Consider the following 23,213-nt stretch of genomic DNA (forward strand, 5'->3'; position numbering starts at 1 on the left):
GGTATAGCGAACACGCTGCGCCATCAAGCCAGCGTCCAATACCCTAACCACGAAGTCATTTTTTCCGCCATCATTGCCGCGCCTTCTCCCGCGTTCATCGTCAGGTGGTTCCCCGGAATTACCTGCACCTCGAAGCGGCCCAACACCCAGGGATGCCAGAACTTGCTTTGATTTTCAGGAAAATCTGCAATCACCTCACGGTGAGAGAAAAACAGCACATCACTCATCAACGCATGCGGGTGGTAACGCTGCATCATCACGTTATGCCGTTGCCAGGTGCTCAAGTAACGAGGTAAGAACGCCGAGGAAAAGAGCGTTTCGGCCGCAGTTCCTTTGGTGATCTCAGATAAATAATGGATTTTATCCGCCATTTGGGTCATCGCCTTCCAGGCATCCCAATCAATGTCCAGTGACACCAGGCCAAATGAAAGCAGGTAGTCCAAAATCTGTTCATCCGTCATGGCCGCAGGCAGATTTCCCTGTCCTGGGGAATCAATCATCACTACCGGCAGAGACACATGTTTTCCCTCTTGGTACTGCCGCGCCATTTCAAACGCGATAATACCGCCGAACGAAGAACCGGCCAGGCAACATTCGCCTCGCTCAAGATGCGGCTTCAGCAAAGCCAGATACTCTCCCGCCAATTGTTCGATGCTCTCGAAGGCGCCCGAGCCATTCAGCAGAGGTGAACGTATGGCATAAATCGTTCTGCTGCTTCCCAAGCATTGAGCCAACTCCCGGTAGAAATAGATGTCGCCGCCGATGGGGTGGATCAACACAAGTGGCATCATCCCCTCATCCTCACCGTCGCGCAGCTTCACCAAACCGCTTTCGCCCTGAGGCTTCGCTGTCGCATGAGCCTCTAGCGATTGCGCTATTTGCACGACGCTCGGCTGTTCCATGGCCATAAGCTCAAGACGTATACCGGTCATTTTTTGCAGGCGGCCAATCAGTTGCAATGCGCTCAGCGAGTCGCCGCCCAGTTCGAAGAACCCGCGCTGTGGATCGACCGACTCACACCCCAGAACCTCGTTGAACAACATTGCCACCCGTTGTTGCATATCTCCTTGGTGCACGGCTGCCTCCGCCGGAACCGGGGCCGGCCGCGAATGAGCGGGTGAATTCATCACACCGAACCAATGCCGCTGAGGCGCGAAAGGATATGCCGGTAGACGCAAAGACGCTTGCCCCGTACACCGCCAGAAACGCTCCTGGTTGATTTCCACACCTGACATATGCAGCACGCCAACGGAACGCCACAGCATCTGCGCAGCCTGCCGCTCATCCGTAGCGTTGCGCGGTGAAGAAACGACAACGGCCGCATTCCCCAATGCCGGATGGCGCGACGCCAACGTACTCAGAATTTGACGCGGCCCTACTTCCAGCAATACCCAGTTGTCATCGGCACGGCGTTCAAGCAAGGTACGCAGGCCGGCGTCATATTGCACCGTATGCCGCAGGTGCTGCACCCAATATTCGGGCTGACAAACCTGTTCCGCCGTTGCCCACTGGCCGGTCAAATTGGAGATAAACGGTAACTGCGGCTCGTTGAAGGCAATTTCTTGCAGTGCGGCCTTAAACTCTGCCAACACAGGCTCCAATAAACGCGAATGGAACGCGTGCGAAACCTTAACCGGATGGCAAGATACCCCTTGGGCGATCAAGCTCGCCTGCAAAGAGGCGATTGCCGACGCCGCGCCGGAAATGACACAGCTTCCCGAATCATTAACGACGGCGATATCGACGCCCAACGCGGCAGCCTGTTCGCTTACGCCCTCCGCCGACTGTTTGATAGCCAGCATCGCCCCCGGTGCGGTGTGCGCCAATAGCGCACCGCGTTTGAGCATCAACTTGAGCGCATCCTCCAGTGAAAATACGCCGGCGATACATGCGGCAACATATTCGCCCAGGCTATGACCAATCATCACCGTCGGCTCAACACCGAGGAAGCGATACCACTGCGCCAACGCATATTCATACACAAACAGCGCCACTTGAGTGATTGCGGTGTGGTGTACGCTCTCCCCGTTCGCCAATACGTCTTCCCGCGTTATTTCACCGCCCATCATCGGCTCGAGCAATGCGAGGCAACGATCGACCTCCACTCGGAATTGCGGTTCGGCGTCATATAACGCCTGTGTCATGCCGACGAATTGTGCGCCCTGGCCCGGGAACATAAAGGCCACCTGCGCCTCGAACGCAGGTCGGGCCATCGTTTCGCCCTTCTCGCGCAACCGCGCGACGACCGCTTCCCGTGAATCTCCGGATACCCACCGTTGGCATGCATAGCGGTGTCGCTGCGCCATCAGGGCATAGCCAACCGCCTCCATCGAATGCTCAGGATGCATTGCCAAATGATCGGCCAAAGCTTCACTCATCCGTTCGAGAGCTGCGTCATCCGCCGCAGAAACGCACAGCATATTGCGCTGAGCGGACCGAGGTGCGGTTGTCGGCGTGTTCGGCGCCTGCTGAAGGATAACGTGCGCGTTGGTGCCGCCAATGCCGAAAGCGCTGACGCCGGCGGTGCGGAGCCCTGTGGCGCTTTCCCAGTTGCGGGTTTCAACATTCACATAAAACGGCCCTTCAGCCAGTTTTAATGCCGGATTCTCACGCTGCATATGTAGCGTGGGAACTAACGTGCGATGCTGCAGGCACAACGCCGTTTTAATCAAGCCGGCGATGCCTGCCGCGACATCCAAATGCCCCAGGTTACTTTTCACCGAGCCGATTGCGCAGGCGTGTTCCGCCTGTTGTCCGGCGAAGGCCGCTTTCAACCCGGCAATTTCAATAGGGTCGCCCAATGGCGTGCCGGTGCCGTGCGCTTCGACATAGGAAATGTCCGCCGGCGTGACATCGGCATCGGCCAATGCCTTGGCAATCACCGCCTGTTGACGGCTCTCGCTTGGCGCAGTGAATCCCATTTTATCCCGCCCGTCATTATTTACGGCCGACCCTTTCACAACGGCATACACAGCATCACCGTCCGCCAGCGCTTGCGCCAAAGGTTTCAGCACGACAATACCTACCCCCTGTCCTTCAATGGTTCCCGCCGCTTGCGCATCAAACGGACGGCAGTGACCATCAGGTGAGAAGATCATCCCTGGCTGGTACAGGTAACCACCGCGCGCTAATTGACCAATGGAGATGCCGCCTGCCAATGCGACCTGACAGTCGCCCGCCTGCAAGGCGCGACAAGCCTGATGAACAGCGACCAGCGAGGATGAACAAGCCGTTTGGATCGTCATCGCCGGCCCGGTCAAATTCAACTTGTACGCCGTTTTTGTCGCCAGGAAGTGGGATTGGTTATGAATCATCAACTGGTAATGATCGATCAAATCAGCCTGAGGCATGTTCGGTAGAACAACGTCTCTTTCGTAGTTGCTGTTGCCGATGGCCGCATAGACGCCGATATCACCGGCAAAGCGCTGCGGATCGCAGTTCGCATCTTCCAAAGCATGCCAGGCGCATTCCAGGAAAATTCGCTGCTGCGGATCCATCAGACGCGCTTCCTGAGCCGTACAGCCGAAGAAATCGGCGTCAAAGCGATCGATATCGTCGAGCATCCCCTGGGCGCGAACATAATGCGGATGATCCAGCAGTGCGGAGTCAACTGATGCCGCCAGCGCATCGCGCGAGTAATGCGTAATAAACGCCTCGCCATCGCATAACCGTTGCCAGAATGCCGCCAGCGTTTGCGCGCCTGGGAAACGGCCCGCCATCCCCACAATGGCGATATCGTCCCGGGCATTGATCGGTCCAGTCGTCGGTGCCGGCGCCGCTTCATGTTGGCGACCTTCGATATGCGCGGCAATGCGGGCTATGGTCGGCAGACGGAAGAGATCTATCAGACCGATTTTTTGCTGAACCTGGTCGGGTAACATGCCATAGAGCCGGGTCAACATGATGGAGTTCCCACCCAGTTCAAAGAACGAGGTATTGACGCCCACCGCCTCGCAACCGAGCAATTCTTGCCAGATAACCTGCAACTGCTTCACCAGCGGCGTAGCGATTTCGCTCTGCGCCGCTGGAGATGCCTCACCGGCGTCAACCGACGGCAACGCACGCACATCCAGTTTGCCGTTAGCGTTCAGCGGCAAGGCAGACAACGCAATCCAATAGGCAGGCACCATATAATCCGGCAGTTGTCGACCGACGTGTTCATTCAACTGCCCGGCGTTAATTTCGCCCTGCGCCACATAATAGGCAACCAACGCCTGACCGACGTTCCCATCCCCCGCCACTTGGCATATTTGCACGGTAACCTGCAAGATCGACTCGTGCTGCAATATAACCTGCTCAATCTCGCCCTTCTCAATACGATGGCCGTGCAACTTGACTTGCTGATCCTGCCGCCCAAGGAATGCTATTTCACGATTTGGCAAAATGCGTGCGCGATCGCCGCTGCGATACCATATCCCCTCAGCAAACGACAGTGAGACAAAGCGTGAGGCGGTCAGCTCAGGCTGGTTGTGATAACCCTCGGCCACGCCGCTGCCCCCGATATAGAGCTCGCCGATGGCCCCGACAGGCAAAGGTCTGCCGGCCGGGTCCAACACCAGACAACGTTCTCCCGGCAAAGGGCGGCCTATCGTTAAAACGCGATCCGTCGCGGCACGCCGATAATGTTTACCGGTTGACCAAATGCAGGTTTCCGTCGGACCGTAGACATTGACGAGCCCCGTGAAAACAGCCAGGGCCTTCTGCGCCAAATGCGGCTCAAGCTTTTCACCGCCGACCAGAAGTAAACATTCCTCGTCCCCCTGCAATACCGGTAGGACAATTTCCAGCATGCTGGGCGTTGACTGGATGAAATCGAACTTACGGCAATCCAGCCCAGTGACATGGTGAGTTCCCAAGGTAACGCAGCCGCCGCTCAATAACGGCAAACCGTATTCAAGACCGAAAATGTCGAAAACGGGGTTGGTCATGCTGTACGTTTTCAGCGCTTCCCTGCCCTGGAAGTACTGCTGCCAGAAACCTCGCAATGTGGCGAGCAGCGCCCCATGCCCCACGCTAACCCCTTTGGGTTTACCCGTCGTGCCGGACGTGTAAAGTATGTAGGCGGTCTTCTCCGCCGCAGGTGTGAACGTCGGCATCGTGGCCTGTTTGCGCCACAGCGCTTCTCCCGCGGTGCCGAACAAGGGAATAGACGGAATACCGTACTCGGCCCCTTCATCCCCAGACATCGTCAATACGGCGATAGCCTGGCTGTCACGCAGAATGAAATCGATACGCTCCTGCGGATAGTCTTTGTCCAGCGGCACATAAGCTGCGCCCAGTCGTCCTATCGCCAACAAGGCCATGACCGTCAAGACTTTGCTGTGCAGTCGCAAGGCAATAGGCGCGTGCGGCGTCTTCTCAAGGCGGCCGGCGATGAGATTGGCGAGTTGCGTCACTTCTGCGTCAAGCTGGGCGTAGCTCCAGCTGCGCTCGCCGTCACTCAGCGCCGGAGCGTCTGACCGGCTGCATGCGTAGTGCGCCAACACCTGCGATAAGGTGGCGGCATTCCCCGGCGCAGGAAGCAACAAGGGTTGCTCCGGCTCACAATAAACCGGAGCTATCGCCACCGTCTCCGTACTCGCGTCTTTCGCCATGTGGCCGACGATGTCCTTTAACAGTGCCATCGCTTGCCGCATCATCGCCGCATCAAAGTACTCCGCCGCATATTCCAGCTTAATCAGCAGAACGTCCGGCTCCTCCTCCACGCTGACGACCAATGGATAATCCCTCTGCTCATTGCGACCGACGAATTGATGACGCAGTTCGCGGTGGCGGTCTTCATCAGGCTGCGGGTAATTTTCATAAATGAACAACGAGTCAAACAGGCGCTGGCCCGCAGGCTGCAGATGAGCCAGATCGACCAGGCATCGGGTATTGGCTTCATTAATATCTTGCTGCAACCGATGTGCCTGCTGAATCAGAGGCACATCGCTTTGATGCTCCACCTTCAACGGTAGCGTATTGAGGAACATGCCCAGCGTGTTTTCGATACCATTCAACGGCAGCATCCTTCCCGCCACCACGGTGCCCACCACGGTCACGGCAGCACCGGAGTAGAGTGCGAGCACCTTGTGCCAGGCGTATTGCAGCAAGGCGTTCAGGGTCATGCCTTGGCGCTGGGCAGCTTCGAGCGCGCACCGGCGCTCTTCGGCGCTCAGTTCACAGCGACAAATCCCTGCAGCAGAGACGCTCTTAATGGCTGCTAACGCCGATGACTCCGCATCCGGACGGCGCCATCCGCTCAGATCCGGCGAGGTGTCGACCGAGCTCAGGTAGTCGCGCCAGAAATCCGTGTCCCTATCGCGATGCCGTTGAATGTAGCGCTGCACTGAAGCAAAGAGATCCGGTCTGTCCGCCGGCTCACGTCCGTGAGAAAACGCCAGGTAAGCGTCATGCAGCGCCCCCACCAGCAGCGGACTGCTCCAACCATCGAGGATGGCGTGATGTACACAGAACAGGCAAGCGAAGTGATCATCCGCCAGTTTGACCAGGCAGACACGGTACAGTCCGCTTTGTTGGAGATCGAAGCTGGCCTGCTGCTCACTTTCCTGCAGCCTGTGCAAGGCGTGTTCCCGCTCTTCAGGCGACAGATGGCTGATGTCATGGACGTGCCAAGGGAAGCGCCCTTCATGATCCACGACCTGCACGATTTCACCGCGCCAATCGAACCGCAACCGCAGGCAGGAGAACTGCTGTTGCACCCATTGCCACGCCCGCTTGAACGTCTCGGGCTCGATCGCACAGTGATAATCCCAGCGCGTAGCCACGCGATACACCCGATCGGCGTCGCCAAAGGCCAGCGAATGGTGCAACATCCCTTGCTGCAGACTATTGGCCATGAAGACCGCATCAACCGCCTGCGCATGTTGCAGCCGATCCAGATGGGGTTGCGGGAGGGCGAAATCGACATCCGATTCGGTTAACCAACGCCAGGATGGCCAATTCATTGATACCAGGCCATCTTCCAACTCTCGAATAAGCCGCTGCGTCAACCAGGCCGCGTCATGCTCCCGCAGCCGGCTTTCGACCCGCAATTCAAGACGATCGCCAACGTTCAACACGACGATATCGATCAGATGCGTCCCTTCCTGGGAGGCATGGCGATGCAGCCCCACAAAGTGGTGATCCAGCGCCCAGTCTCCCGCCGCCTCCATCTTGCCCAGGTAGTTGATGCTGATGCCGTCCTCTCTCACCACGGGCAAACCACACAGGACACCGAAGTTTTCCGCCCGCTGCGACCAACGTCTCAGATTATTTTTCACCGCGAGCAAATGCTCCCTGGCATCGCGTTGATAGCTAAAACGCACGGGATAACGACTGGTGAACCAGCCCATCGTCCTGGAGATATCCAGCGTTCGCTCATCCGCTTGCCGACCGTGCCCCTCAAACCATAGGCTAAAGGCGGTTTGTCCGGTCAAATCATGCAAAACGCGGCCAACCGCCCAGGCCACCATGTCCTGCGGCTGCATGCCGAACATGGCGAGGTGCTGCATCAAGCGACAGGATGGCCCTTCCCCCCACGCAAGGGCATGACGCGTCGTCGCGGTTCCGCCCAGCGCTTGCAACGCATGAACTTCGCTGCCCGGCAATTGCCCCAGCCACTCTTCACGTTCATGAGAGGTAATTTGCGCACGTTGCCGCAGATGGTTCACCCATTGGCGATAGCTGCTGGCCTTCTCCGGCAGCGTTTCCTCTTGGCTCAGGCGTCGTAAATCGTCGACGATCACCTGCAGACTGACCGCATCGACAATCAGGTGATGGCAAGCGACGAACACCCTGGCCTTGCCGTCCGCGTACCCTTCAAGAACGGCGAACGCGGCCAAAGGCCCGCTCTGCAGATCGAACGCCTGCTGCCAGTCGGCAAAACGCTGCAACAGCGCGGCGTCAAAATCCGGGTGGTCTTCCGGCAGCGACAATGCGCGAATGTCCAAAGCGTGGCATGGCGGCAGCGCAGCCTGCGGCTGGTAGCATTGACGCCATTCTCCCTGGGTATCTTTTTCGAAGCGCAGATTGAACGCGTCGTGCTGCGCCACGAGGCGCGGCAACAGGCATTGCAGACGGGCCATTGTCATGCCAGGCGCCACCAACAGCCCGTACTGGTTCCACTGCTGCGGATGCTGCAGATCATGTGCCAGGAACCATTGCTGGATGGGCAGCAGCGGAACTGCGCCGCTCAAGGCCCCTGTTTCGCGCTGCACGGTCTGGATGCCGCCAACGGTTTGACGGCCGAGCAGAGTGTCGTAGAACGATGCGATGGTGCGATACGTCAGCAACTCTTTCAGCGTGACATCCAGCTGCAATTCGCGCCTTAACCGCCCCGCCATTTGGATACTGGCGATACTGTCGATGCCCAACTGGAACAAATCCGCCTGGGTACTGAGTTCATCCGCCGGCACGTGCAGGATCTCGCCCCACAGCCGACACAGTTGATGTTCACGGTCGTCACGCGGCGGGCAGTAAGTCGCCTGTTCTTCGGCTGCGGGTAGCGGCAAGGCGTTGCGATCCAGTTTGCCATTCGCCGTCAGCGGCAAGGCATCCAAAGCGATAAGATACGCCGGTACCATATACTCCGGCAATTGTTCAGCCAGTCGCGAACGGAGCATTTTCTCGTCAGCGTTCGCTTCGCCGACGTAATAAGCCACCAGCATCGGTGCCGGCTGCGCCATCACCAGTGCCACGGCCTGGTGGATCCCGCCGCATTGCAGAAGCCGGCTTTCAATCTCCCCGAGCTCAATGCGATGCCCGCGCAGCTTGACCTGGAAGTCGTTGCGCCCCAGGAATTCGACATAACCTGCCGCATGCCAGCGCCCTAAATCGCCCGTCTTGTAGAGGCGTCCGTGACGAGGGTGCGAAATGAAACGCTCCGCCGTGAGCTGTGGATTTCGCCAATAATTTAATGCCACCCCCATCCCACCAAGATAGAGCTCACCGGTCACGCCAACCGGACACATCTGTCCCTGCGGATCCAAAACATAAAGCGTCTGATGAGGCATCGCAGTGCCATAAGGGATGGAGCGCCAGGCCGGATCGATCGCCTCTATCGGGTACCAAACGGACCAAATGCTGCCCTCAGTCGCCCCGCCCAGACTGATGCAGTCAGCGTGCGGCCAAAGCGTGCGCAACGTCTCCGGCAGATTCAGCGGGATCCAATCACCGCTCATTAAAAATGCGCGCAGCCTTGGCAATGAGCATCCCTGCCGTGCCACGGCATCGGCCAGCAGCCCGGCAAGCTGTGGAACGCTGTTCCAGACGGTGACTTCACGCTCAGCAAGCAGCGGCAACCACCGCTCCGGATCTTTTACGCTCTCTTGAGCCGGTAAGACGATCTCCGCACCGACGCTAAGCGCGCCGAAGATGTCATAGACGGAGAGATCGAAGCTCAATTCAGACAGCGCGAACAGGGCATCTTCAGCAGTCAGCGAGAGGCGTCGATTTACCGCTTGCAGCGTATTCACTGCGCCACGGTGATCGATGGTGACCCCTTTTGGCCGCCCGGTGGAGCCGGAAGTGAAAATGACATAGGCCACATCGGCGGCGCTGACGTGCGGCAAGCCGAAACACGGTGGCAAAGCGGTCGCCTCATCCAGCATATCCTCGATGACCAGCAGTTGATAACCCGCTTCGCTCAGTGTCCGGATATCCACACGCGCCGACTGTGCCCGGGTCAGCCAAAGTTGTTCTACACCGGCCTGTTGTAAAATATCGGCGATGCGCCCCGCCGGCCACTCCACATGCAACGGTAGATAGCCCTTGCCGGCCTTCATGATCGCCAGACAGGCACAGACCTGGGCGTAGCTTTTTTCCGCCAATACGGCAATCAGCGGCGCAGATGAGCCCATCCCCTGCTGCGCCAACGCATCGCTGTCTTGTTTCAATTGGCCATAGGTCATGCCGATCGCCGCTTCCCCGTCATACACCGCGATCGTTTCTCGATGCCGTGCTTGCGTCGCCAACAGATCGAACGCGCTGAACAGGGTTTCTTCACTGAGAGGCTGAGTGACGGCATTTGCCCGCTGCATCATTTCTCTTTGCGCTTCAGGCAAATAGTTTTCGCATCCCACCGGCGTTTCCCAAGGCTGCTGCGCTAATAGCGAGATCAGACGGCAATAGGCGCGATTCAGATGCGCAATGGTTTCTTCATCAAACAGCTGTTCGACATAAAGCCACTTGCTCATAAAGCGGCCATCGACTTCAATAGCCTGCAGGTCGATCCAAGCCTGAGAGGTTTGCGCACACCAATATCGCTGCTCGCGCGCCTCGCTGTCTTCCAGATACGCCTGTTTATCCCAATCGCCGGTTTGTTGCCCTACGACGCCAGTGAAGACCAACGGCGACACCGCCGAATGGCGATCCAGGCCGTGCAGTTTCACCAGATCGCGCTGCACATCCAACCCACTGTACAACGCATGCTGAATGTCGTCCCACATGCGCTTATGCGTCGTCTCGATGGTGGTGAACAGATCCTCGCCGGCATCGCGAAAGTGGAACAGGTTGGTCGAGGTAAAATCACCCAAAATGTCGTTTACGTCCTCGCAAACCGCGTAGCGGTTGAACAGCGTCATGGTAATGAGAAACTCGCTGTTGCCGGAATATCGCGCGATGAGGTAGCCATAGAGGCTCAGCAATACCGACGAGTATGAGACCTGATAATGCTGCGCTTGCCGTTTGAAATCCTGCCAAATTTGTTTGTCTATATATAGCGTATGCTCTGCAAAGCGCGGGTGTTCAACCGTGGCCGACGGCACCTTGAGCGGTAAGTTTGGCCGCAGCGGCATATCGGCCAGCTTGTCCTGCCAATAAGCGCAATCTCGTTGATACCAACGGGAGGCCTTCAGATGGGCCAGATGCTCCTGGTAGTCTTTGAAGTTCACGGTTGCCAGCGGCGGCAAGACATTTCCCCGATACAGCGCATTAAGCAGTTGATACAGCGCCAGACGGCTTTGCACATCCAGCAAAATCAGATCGAGACTGATATGCAGCACGTCGCGATCGCGCAGCCGGCTGATTTCAAAAGTGAACAACGGGAAACGGTCGACCTGATAGACCTGATGGGACAGACGCTTGCGCACGCGCGCCAGCGCGGTAGCCTCATCGTCGAGGCGCAGGTCATTCACCGCCAAGGCATAATGGCCGGCCTGCGACACCGAAATGAAGCGCTGAGTCATGCTTTCCGCGTCATACACGGTGCGCAGCACCGGACAGAGGGCGATCAATCGGTTAATCGCCAGCTCCAGACGTTCGTCATCAAGGCGCGGATACACGAACTCGTTGTAGATGTGGTTGGCGACGTTGCCGATCTCATAGTTTTCAAAGCGCCCAACCAGATAGGCTTTCTGAATCTCGGTCATGGCAAAGCAGTCGCCGTTTTCGGCACCGCCCTGCAGAGGTAAATGCTGTAAGTCGCGTTCATCCGCAACATTGATGAAATCGCCAAGGCCGTATTGGGTTCTTCCCTGCCGTTCACAGCACGCTATCAGCGTGTCTATAGCCGCCTCCCAGGCCTCCAGCAACTGTTGATTTTGCTCACCGGACAGACCGCTGACGACTTCGAGCTGCAACCGACCTTGCTCTATGTAGCTAAAGAGCGTAATACCGAAAGGCAAGCCGTTGTCAGGATGGCGCGTCTCACCGACCGGCGACATGACCAGCGCCCAATCCTTTTCATCCGGCGAAGTCAGCTGTCCCAGGTAGTTGAAACAAACATTGGGCAGCGGCAACCCTAGCTCACGGGCAAACGCGCCAAATCCTACGCCCTGATGAGGCACGCCGCGCAGTTGCGCTTTGGCCGCCTGCAAACGCATTGCCGGATCGGGAGAGGATGAGAGCGCACAGGGATAAAGTGACGTGAACCACCCGACGCAACGATGAACGTCCAGAGTGGCATCAATCTCTTCGCGTCCGTGCCCTTCAACGGTGACATGGGTCAGCTCTCCGTTAAACCAGTGAGCGAGCATGCCGTCTGCACACGCCAGCAAACATTCGTCGACTTTCGCATTGAAGGCACGTAAACCCTCGGTTTGCAGCGCCTGCGTCACTTTTATTGATAACGCGAGGCGGCTGCATGCCATCGTAGCGCCGCGCGCAGCCGGCAACGCAACGGGGCGGTAGTCCGCCATCCTGGCCCGCCAGTAAGACGCCTCTTCCGCGTGATTGGCACAATATTGCTCGAAGTGCTCAGTCCACTGACGATAACTCGTTCCCTTATCTCCAAGGCTTTCACCGTGGTAGGCGTTCGCCAGATCGCGGGCCAGAATGCCCCAGCTGACGCTATCGAGCACCAAATGGTGGCAAGCGCAGAAAATACGGGCTCGCCCCTCGTCGAACCCCGTGACATAACCAAAACGATAAAGCGGCCCGTCGGCCAGATCGATATCGCTTTGCCATTCGGTCAGCACGGCGGACAGGGCCTCTTGCCATTGCGGTGCCGAGCGTTCGACATGATGACACCGCAGTTCGATGGCGTCCGTCATCGGTTGATAGCCTTGGCGCCAATGCGACGAATCCTCAGACGTAAACGTCAGGCGTAGCGCATCGTGATGTTGAATCAATGCGTGCAGCGCTTCGCGCAGGCGTTCGACGTCCAGCGCCGGCACATCCAGCAGAAACGCCTGGTTCCAATAACTCGGATAAGGGAATGCGCAGTCAAAGAACCAGCGTTGGACAGGCAGCAGCGGCAACTCGCCAACCAATACGCCCTGCTCCCGTTTGCCTTCAATCATCACCTGCTGCTGATGCTGAGCGAGACGTAAATGGAGTGCATGCACGGTTTTGCTGGCGAACACGTCTTTCACCCGGATCGATACGCCCATCGCCTGGCGCAATTTGCTCACCAGCTTGATCGCCATGATGCTGTCCAGCCCCAACTGATACAGGTTAGCCTCACAGCTGAAATGCGCTTCATCGATCCCCATCATTTCCGCAACAATGGCGGCGATCTGCGCTTCCCTCTCCGACTGCGGTGCGACACGTTCCTGTACGACCGGCAGAGACGGTTCAGGAAGCGCACGCCGATCCAGTTTGCCATTCACCGTGACGGGCCATTCTTTCAACCAGATAAAGGTCTCCGGCACCATGTACTCGGGCAAGGCGGCGGCAAGAAAGTGTTGTAGCGTCGCCTCCGGCAACGGTGCCTGCGCCGTGTAATAGGCCACGAGGCGGGGATGGGGCTGTTGATAAACCAGCGCTACCGCCTGGCGCACCAAGTCAAACGCTTCGAGACGCTGGGCGATTTCACCCAACTCAATGCGATATCCGCGTATTTTCACCTGAAAATCATTGCGGCCAACATAAACGATTTGCCCATCATTCCGCTGATACACCAAATCACCGGTTTTATACAAACAGGCATAGTCATCCGCCCGCTCATCCCATTCGGTGCAATACGGATTGACGATGAATTTCTCCGCCGTCAGCGCCGCTTTATTCAGATAGCCGCGCGCCAGTCCGACGCCGGAAAGGTAGAGTTCACCCACCGCACCGGGCGGCAAAAGCCGCTGCCCTTTGTCCAGGACCAACACTTTCATGTTATCAATCGGCCGCCCGATCAGGACATTATCTATATCCGGATCATTACAGTCGAAATACAGCACATCGATGGAGGCTTCGGTTGGCCCATAAAGATTGTGCAGGGCGATATGAGGCAAACACTGCTTAATCCCTTTGACCTGGGTCAGTTTGAGCTCTTCACCGCTGCAGAACACGTAGCGCAAGCTCGGCAAGCTGACGTTTCGATCGCGTTGAATGCCCTGTAATGTCTCGGTAAAAGCCGCCAGCATGGATGGCACAAAATGCAGTACGGTGATGGTTTCGCGCTCGATCAGCTCAATCAGATAATCCGCGTCCTTGTGGCCATCCGGATCGGCAAAAACGATGTTGGCGCCGTAAAGAGAGGCCCAAATCAGTTCCCATACGGAGACGTCAAAAATGTACGGCGTTTTTTGTAACACCCGATCGGCTGCCGTCAGCGGATAGGATTTATTCATCCATTGGATACGGTTGATCAAACCGCGGTGCGTGCACATCACGCCCTTGGGCTGCCCTGTGGTCCCGGAGGTATAGATGACATAGGCCAGATCGTTCGGTGATATCTGACGCGCCATGTTTTCATCGCTCAACAACTCAAGCTCGTGGCGCAGCGATTCATCATCCAACACCACCAGCCGCCGCCCTGGCGCCGCCACCCGGTGTCGGTAGGCCTGATGGCAGATAATTACGTCGGCCCGGCTATCCTGTAGAATGTAATCGAGACGATCGTCGGGGAATGCCGGGTCGACAGGCAAATAGGCGGCCCCCAATTTCAGGATCGCCCAAATACCGACCAACAGCTCGACGCTGCGATCCAGACACAGCGCAACGCAGGCGCCATGCCCCACCCCACGTGACGATAAGGCGGCCGCCAACTGATTGGCTTGTAGATTCAACTGGCGATACGTCAATTGCCGATGCCGATCCGCACAGGCGATATTGTCCGGCGTCAGCGCTACCTGCGCTTCCAATAAAGACGCGATATGCTCATCTTCTGAATAATCGCAGCGCGTGTCATTCCATTCAGACAGCACCTGCCGACGCTGGGCTGGCGTGATTAAATCGATTTGTTCAAGCGGCGTCTCCCAGGATTGCCGATCAAACTGGCCCAGCGCATAAACTAACGCCTCGAGAATATTGCGAACGTAGTCCTCTTCGTAACGATTCTCCGCCGCGGTTAACGTGAAATCGATTTGACCGTCTCGTTGAGCGGCAAATAAGGACATGCCAAACTTTTCCGCCAGATCGGGATAAGGCTCCAGACGATATTCCACGCCGGGGACGGCGATATCGCCGTTTTCAAAGTTATGGAAGGTAAATAGCAGCTGAACCAGTTCATTGATGCGCACCGCGCCACCGTCGATCTCCGGCGCCAAGTGCCCAATGTTCACCCACGGATGTTCCTGCAACTGCAAAATATCGTGCTGAATGCTTTTGACATTGCTCAACACGCTTTGGTCTGCGCGCAATGCGGCGATAACCGGCAGGGTGCTGATAAACGGCCCAATGGCTCGGCTGAACGCCTCGGGGCGATTCATCACTGTCAGTCCAATAGGGAAATCGCTGTCCTGGCCGCTAAAGGTCCGTAATACATGGGCGAACGTCGTAAACAACAGAGAATAGAGCGTCAGTCCCCGTTCGCCGCATGCCTGCGTCAAACGCTCGACAACCTCCGACGTCAATCCTGCCTGCACGGCAAAGGCACGATTCTCCACGCCAGAGAGATGGCGCTGTCGCAATGCCGGCGGTTCCGCCTGATTCAAACGGGCGGCCAACGATGTTCTGAACGCCTGAACATCATCTTGCCGCACCCGCCACTGTTGATATGCGGAGTAATCCAGGTACCCCGCTTCAGGCTGCGCCGATACAGACGGTGTGGCGTACGCACTCAACAGTTGATGAGCAAAATGCTGGACGGAAGGGGCATCAGACAGCATATGATGGTGAACGCACGCCAAAACGGCCTCTTGCGTCTCAGCCCGCACCAGCAGCACAAAGCGCGCAAACTGCCCTTCCGGCATAGGGAAGGTTTGTTGTGCCAACGCCCGTTTCTTACTTTCCAGCTCGGACCAGGAAATCCTTTCTACTTCCAGTGCAAACTGCTCAGGCGCCAGAAAAACGCGCTTCATATCGCTATCAATCGACTGACGCAACAGGGGCTGATGCCGTAAAAAGGTTTGCAGCGCGTTTCGCAACCGCGCGATATCCACCTGCGGCAATCCAATGAACAAAGGTACCGTATAGGTATACGGCAAGCCGTCGATGTCGCTTTGCAGATACATGCCTTGCTGAATTGAGTCCAGCGCAAGTGGCCAGCTACTTGGCGGCAGCCTCAGAAAAGACGTTTCCTTCGCGAGTTGTTCGCTGGTCACGCCATTGTCCTGTAACAGCGCCAACAATTCGTCTTTGCGTGCCGTCACTTCAGCCTTCAGATCGGCATCAAAGCCGATATCCTTGTCGACAGAAAAACCCAACCGATCGTCCGCTTTAGCCCACAATAAAATGTTATTTTTTTTCAGGTTGTTCAATAAATCCGTCAACATCATTACAGCGCCCCTTCTTCTCTGCCGTTGCCACAAGGTTGCCCGGCGACCCACGCCGCCATTTCCTGAATCGTATTGTTGTTGTAGAGGTCTTCCAGACGCATCTCGGTTCCCGTCGCGAGGTTGATCTTGCGTACCAGTCGCATAGCCAGAAGCGAATTCCCCCCTTGAGTGAAGAAGCTTTGGTCACAACCGATTCGCTCTTCACGCTTGTCCAGAAGCTCCGCCCAAAGTCGGCGCATCCGTATCTCATCATCGCTGCGCGGAGCCAGACATTCGCTGTGCTTGACGACTTTCGGCAAGCGTGATGTATCGACCTTACCGTTGTTAGACAAGGGGATTTCCGGGATCAAAGTAACGTGCTGCGGCAACATATAGTCCGGCAAACGACGCGCCAAATGCCGTCTGATCGCCTGGGTCATCGAGACAGTGAGCGCAGGAACGTCAAAGACCGGTTCATCCTCGGCCCGCGCATACCCTATCGCCATGCTGCACAACGTGTCCTCGGCCGGCGTGACGCCAAGAATGCAGCCGCCAATTCGCCGCTGGGCGGCGAGCGCGCCAAATCGCTGCATCATCCAGCCACTGGCCTGATAATGGCACGCGTTCTTAGCGCCATGGGCCTGCAACAACACCTGAGACGACTGCAACACCCCGTACACGTCTGATGATTCGGCCAGCACGGAGGTCTCACCGAGGCAATAGTGTCGCCCTGACGCGCGAGCGACATAGGTTCCCCCCTCGTTTTCCATCACGCTGAAATCGACGCTGACTTGCGGTGGTGAAGTGACGGCGCAAACGCCGAGGTGGATCCGACACGCTAATGCCCCCTCGTCAGGTGAAACGGCGTCAGCGGGCTTGACGTAATAAGCGACGCCCAAAGACTGGAGATGCTCAGTCAGCAAGGCCAACATGTGGCCGACTTCTATCTGCGCCAAAGCGAATGCGCGCTCGGCATATAACGCGGTGATGGTTTCCCACCGAACCACCAAGTCCAGATAAGGCCCGGTGTGTTCTCCCGACGCTTCTGCCTGGTACAAATGCTGTTCCAGCGGATGGTAGTAGTAATAACCCGCGGCATATTCTCCCATCGCCGCCGGGAGCCCGAGATACACTTGCACCGCATAGAGGCTGCTGGCCGAAGGATAGCGATATTTTGGCAACGCGCGCTGCGGCGAACGGAAAGCGGCGCATACGGCCAACAGCCCGGCCAAAGACGCAGGCGGCAGCGCGCTTCCCTCTTGCGCCATCTGTTGCGTCAACCACCCCGGCAGCGCTTCGTACAGACTGCTGATGGTTTCGGCGGATAACGCCTCCGCGGTAAACTGGCGAGTGCTCTTGCGGGCACGGTAAACCGCTTCATCCAGCGGATAGGGTATCGCTCGCGAAGGTTGCAGATCTTGACGTAACGCCGGCAGCGAAAGCACGAATGCGTCGCGGTTAGCAAAATAGAGCGGCACCGGCTGTTGCGCCTCGGGAACAACGTAAGCCATGAGGTCACCCTCGCTGAGCCGCACGATCGTCTGCCGGATCCCAGGTAATTGGCTCAAGTTATTCTCGATATCCTCCAGCTCCACGCGATAACCGTTAAGCTTGACCTGAGCATCTCTTCGGCCGAGGAACTCGATATAGCCTTCCGCCGACCAGCGGCCCAGATCGCCGGTTTTGTACAGGCGTCCATAGGTTGGATGATAAATGAAGCGTTCTCGAGTCAGCGTTTCAGCCTGCCAATATCCCTGAGCAACGCCGAGCCCACCGATATGTATTTCTCCGGTTACGCCGAAAGGACAAGCACTCCCCCACTCATCCAGCACCCACATCTGTTGATTCGGCATGGCGACGCCATAAGGAATGCTTTTCCACCTCGCGTCTACCCGATCGATTTCATGCCAAATGGACCAGATGCTGCCCTCCGTCGCGCCCCCCAGGCTCACCATCTTGCTGTCTGGCGATTGGGTTTTCAGGCGATGAGGCAAATTGAGCGGCAACCAATCGCCGCTCAACAGGAACAGCCGTAACCGGGTTAGCGCCTGCGTCGCAGGTTCGACTTCGTCAACCAGCAGGCCCGCTAATTGCGGCACCGAGTTCCAGAGGGTCACGTTATGTCGGCGCAGCGCGGCCACCCAAGCTTGCGGCGCTTTGGTCTCACGCTGGGAAGGGATCACCACACCGCCCCCCACGGCCAACAAGCCAAACAGATCGTAAACGGACAGATCAAAGCTCAACTCGGACAGCGCCAGTATCCGGTCTTCCCGACCGACCGACCAACGTTGGTTAACAGCCAGGATGGTATTGACCGCCCCCTGGTGATCGATCGCTACCCCTTTCGGTTTACCGGTAGAGCCAGAGGTAAAAATAATGTAGGCCAGATCGTCAGCCCTGACGATCGGCCAGGCAACCTCCGTCGACGCACGTTCCTGCGCCGGCGCCACTATCTCGTCGAACACCAAAATCGTGATATCCGAAGGCAACGCCGACAGCTCATGTGCCAGGTCATGACGCTGCTGAGCAGAGAGCAGCAAGATATCGCACCGGGCTTGCTGCAGAATGTCGCGTATGCGCTCCCATGGCCATTCGATGTGCAACGGCAGATAAGCGCCGCCGCTTCTCATGATCCCAAGGGTTGAGACGGCCTGCGCATACCCTTTCTCCAGCAGAATAGCGGTAATACGTCCCTTTTCGCCCTTGGTATGCCGCAATAGCGCACGCCCCAGCGTGTTGCTGTCCTGTTCCAGCCTGGCGTAGGTAAAGTGGCGTTCGCCTTCGGTTTCGATCACCGCAATGCGCTCGGCCGTTTGCGGCGTTTCCAGACTGGAAAGGAACAACCCGTGCAGCGTTTGCTCCGACACCGTACTTTGCGTGGCATTCCAGCGCATGACCGCTTCCGCATGTTCCGCCGGCAGTTCAGGCTGCGGGAATGACATGGTTTCCCAATCGTGTTCTGCCACCCATCGAATCAGAGAACAATAGCCTTCGTGCATGGCCTTGATGGTTTTCTCATCAAATAATTGTTCGACATAATCCCACTCGGCAACGAACCCTTCATCGTTTTCGTAGGCTTTATGGTCGAGCCACACCTGAGACGTTTGGGAGATTGCGTATTGAACGCCGCGATATCCTTCATTAAGCGGCAATTCAAACATGCTCGCTTTATTGTTCATGCCAAGCACGCTGGTCAGCACCACCGGCGCGATAACCGTATTGGCGGGCAGATTCCGCCGCTGTTTCAACAAACGCTGTACGTCAATGCCGTCAAATAAATTATTATCGACGTCATTAAGCAAGGTGCGGTGGATAGCCGATAGCTGTTCGCTCATCGCAACGCCATTTTGACGTTGGTAATTGAACAGGCTTAAAACGGTAAAATCGCCAATAATTTGCTCGACCTGAGAATGTAACGGCAAACGGTTGAACAGCGTTAAATTAAGGCAAAGGCTCTCTTGACCAGACCAATAACATAACGTTCTGCTGTAGAGCTCAAGGATCAGAGCGGTCGGACTAATATTGAAGCGCTGGCATTTGTCGACGATCTTTTGCCAACTCGACATGGGTATCGTCGCAGATAAACGCCGGAAGCTCGGCTTATCGATCCTGGCGGGATGCGCGGCCAGCGGCAATCCGACCTCCAGCGTATAATCATCGATTTTCTGCAGCCAATATTGCTGCGCCCGCTCAAATAATGCGCTGCCGCGCAGGCGCTCGTACTGCAGCTGATAATCGCGGTAGCTGATATCCAGCGGCGGCAGCGCCAGATTTTCGTCGTGATATAACGCAATCCACTCGCCGAATAATATTTCAAAACTGGTCATGTCAATGATAATGGCATCAAAGCTGACATGCAGAAGGTATTTCCCTTGATACTCGCTCAGGAAAATATCGAACAGCGGATAACAATCCGGTTTGTAAACCTTGTGCGAGTACTCGGCGCGCAAAGCCAATAGCTCGTCTTCATTTCTCAGGGGGTGGTAGCCTATTTTGTAATGCGCTGCCGCACTTAAAAATCGCTGTTCTCCCTCTTCAAATACGGTGCGCAACGCAGGATGGCGTGCAATAAGTTGATTATAGGCACGCTCCAATTTTTCGTGATCAATATGGTCGAAAACAAATTCATTATAAATATGGGTAGAGACCTCGCTGAGATCGAAACTTTTCATTCGTCCCAGATAATAAGATTGCTGAACATTATTCAGCGGGAAAGGATGGTACAGATGGGTCTCATCACATTGTGCAATCTGGTAGTCTTGGTAAAGAAAACTGCCGCGCCCGGCGGCCACCAATGGCGTTAACCTGGCCACATTTTTTCTTTCGAAAATATCTTTAACTTTCAGATCGCACTGAAGCGTACCGTTTATGCGATTTACCAAGCGAATGGCCGACAGGCTGTTGCCTCCCAAAGCAAAAAAGTCGTCGGTAATGCCGATTCGTCCGCTTTCGCTCCCCAATACATCCTGGAATAGCTGGCACAGGCATCGCTGGAACTCGTTTCCCGGCGCTACGTAATGCGCTTTATCTTGCGCTTGTACCTGCGGCAAGGCCTTACGATCCACTTTGCCATTCATATTCAAGGGGATCTCAGGCAGGTACATATAAGCGCTGGGGAGCATGTAGTCCGGAAGCAGCGTCACCAGATAATCCTGCAGTTGCTGGCGTGCCACCGGCGATTTGGCCTGATAATAGGCAACCAGGAACGCCTGTTGTTCTTCCTTGGCCGGCTGTAAATTTACAACAACCTGCTGCATCCCGGGGTAGGTTCGCAAAACCGACTCTATTTCACCCAGTTCGATCCGATGTCCCCGCAATTTTATCTGGTTATCCCATCGGCTGAGGTATTCAAATCTGCCGTCGGGCAAACAACGCACGCGATCGCCCGTTTTGTACATGATGCGACCGAACCAGGCTGACGGCGTGCTGGAACATATGTTCGGCAAAAAGCTTGCTTGCGTCTGACACGCATTGCCGTAGTAACCGCGCGCAACGCCCAACCCCGAAATATACATTTCCCCGATCACGCCGGGAGGAAGTAAACGCCGCCGTTCGTCCAAGATAAAGCACTGGGTATTCGCCAGCGGGCGCCCAATGGTGACGCTATCAACCCCAGGCAACAGTTCATCCGCGGTAGACCAAACCGTCGTTTCGGTTGGCCCATACACATTCCACGCACGCTCGGTGTTTTCTGACAACCAACGCGCCACCGCATGCGGCACCGCTTCCCCACCGCACAATGCCCGAACGGGTAGCGTTGTATCGGCATATTGCTGCGCGACCTGATGCCAAAAAGAAGGCGTCCCCTGCATCAGGCTCACGGAATGACTCGCGATAAAGTGCGGCAAGTCATTATTCGCCAACAACGTCTTCTGGTCGGTTAATACAACCGTGGCGCCAAACATGAGCGGCATAAATATTTCCAGAGTTGAAATATCAAATGCCAACGTCGTGATCGCCAGAAAACGATCCTGATGCGTCACAGACATGCGTCGAGAAATATCGCTGGCGATATTCACAAAGCTGCGATGTTCTACGGCAACCCCTTTAGGCTTACCTGTCGTTCCCGAGGTGTAAATAATATAGGCCAATGCTGAAGCCTCAGCCTGGGAGGGGAATTCGTTGCAACCGTCGGCCCCAGCGAAAGGAGAAGCGGCATATTCACGCCAATCCAAATAACTCAGCCCTTGCGGCAGGCTGCCAGCTGACTGAGCATGCGCACCGATGATTAACGCCGGCTGGGCATCGGCCAAAATAGAATAGGTCCTCACTACGGGCGCATTTTTGTCGATCGGAATATAGGCGCATCCCAGCTTAAGCACGGCCATCAGGCATACTGCCAACTCCGCCTCACGCGGCATCATCAAGGCAATTTTGTCGCCTGCCGCTACCCCATATTGCCGTTGCAGATAGTCGGCCAGGCGACTGGCCTGTTGCTGCAGCATTCGATAACTGAGCGTTTCATTTTTCGTTATCACTGCAGGGTGATCGTTAAGTGCCCGTGCCTGTTGTTCAAACATCCCGACGATAGTCTGTCTCGGATATTCACATTGCGTGGCATTAATTTTCGCATAATAACGTTGGTAGCTATTTTCAGACACCCCGGTCAACGCATCTATATCCCCTTCATTACGCATGAATGTGGCGAGCGCCGCCATAAACTCATCGATATTTGCGGCTACAACGTCGAAAAAGGGGTTTTCGCCGTAAAATTGCAAACTGAGCGTACAGCGCGTGCTGTTCCATACGATCCTGATCGGGGCCGCTGCCGCGTCGACATCCCCCTCATCCATGATGACATCTACGCCAACCACAGATAAAAAACGGCCGTCATGATGGGATTCGTAGAATGGGTTCGCCGGGTCCCCCTGCAGTACCCGCACTAACCAAGGAGAGAGCTCGGCGTATGTTTCCGTTCCGTTGAGTAACCGTAATACTTTGCTGCTGCGTTGCCTATCTTGCAATTGCAGAGCATAAAGCCCAGGCCGCCGTGCGTTGAGCAGAAACTGCAACTGGAAAGCCAACAGCAAAGCCTGTTGCGGCTGCGCAACGCCATCGATGGTCCGTTGAACCACTGCAGCATCGTTAACGGCAGACACTTCATCCGTCAGGTTGAAGCAGCCATAACGCGGTTCATCGTTTTCCAGCGCTCGCTGCTCTTGCTGTACCCTCTGCTGGGCAACCAGCCAATCCGTAACTCGGTTTGGCCCTTCAGGCAGAGCAATATCCAGATCTTTCGCCTCACGGCTGAGCATGACCACGCCATCGATGAACAACTCGCCCAACACCGTCTGCGACAACGCTCGGCGGGCTTCCCGCCACGGCAGCTCACGCTCAGCTAACGCCCTGATATTCCCGTCTTCTTCAGCATGAATCTGGAACAACACATTTTGTCGATCGGCGAAAACGGCTAACCGGATGATGGGGCCTCTCACCGAGGCGCTTTCTTCGAGACAGAGCTCATAGTCGATACGCTGATCGCCAACGTCGGAATAGCAAAAGAGGTTGTGCTGCGAACCTGTCCAGCGCGTTCGCTCAGCGTCGCTCAGACCGATTAAGTAGACAAAGTGGCCGGCATCCAGCAAGTAACGGACAATATGGCTGCGCAACGGTTCTACGGTGTGGTTGACAAGAATGTTCAGAATCTTCATGGATATTACTCTT

At 56.3% G+C, this 23,213-nt stretch carries 2 protein-coding genes; both read right to left on the bottom strand.

Annotation, left to right across the window (positions count from 1 at the left end):
• Positions 1–23: 23 nt before the first annotated feature.
• Entirely contained in the window at positions 24–16,070 is a 16,047-nt protein-coding gene (locus ACJ8IL_RS03435; RefSeq protein ID WP_442516343.1) for an amino acid adenylation domain-containing protein, read from the bottom strand.
• Entirely contained in the window at positions 16,070–23,200 is a 7,131-nt protein-coding gene (locus ACJ8IL_RS03440) for an amino acid adenylation domain-containing protein (RefSeq protein ID WP_442516344.1), read from the bottom strand. Before ACJ8IL_RS03440 ends, ACJ8IL_RS03435 begins: the two co-directional genes overlap by 1 nt.
• Positions 23,201–23,213 lie beyond the last annotated feature (13 nt).

The sequence above is a fragment of the Serratia sp. CY47444 genome, from assembly GCF_052168635.1.
Lineage (GTDB): Bacteria > Pseudomonadota > Gammaproteobacteria > Enterobacterales > Enterobacteriaceae > Serratia > Serratia bockelmannii.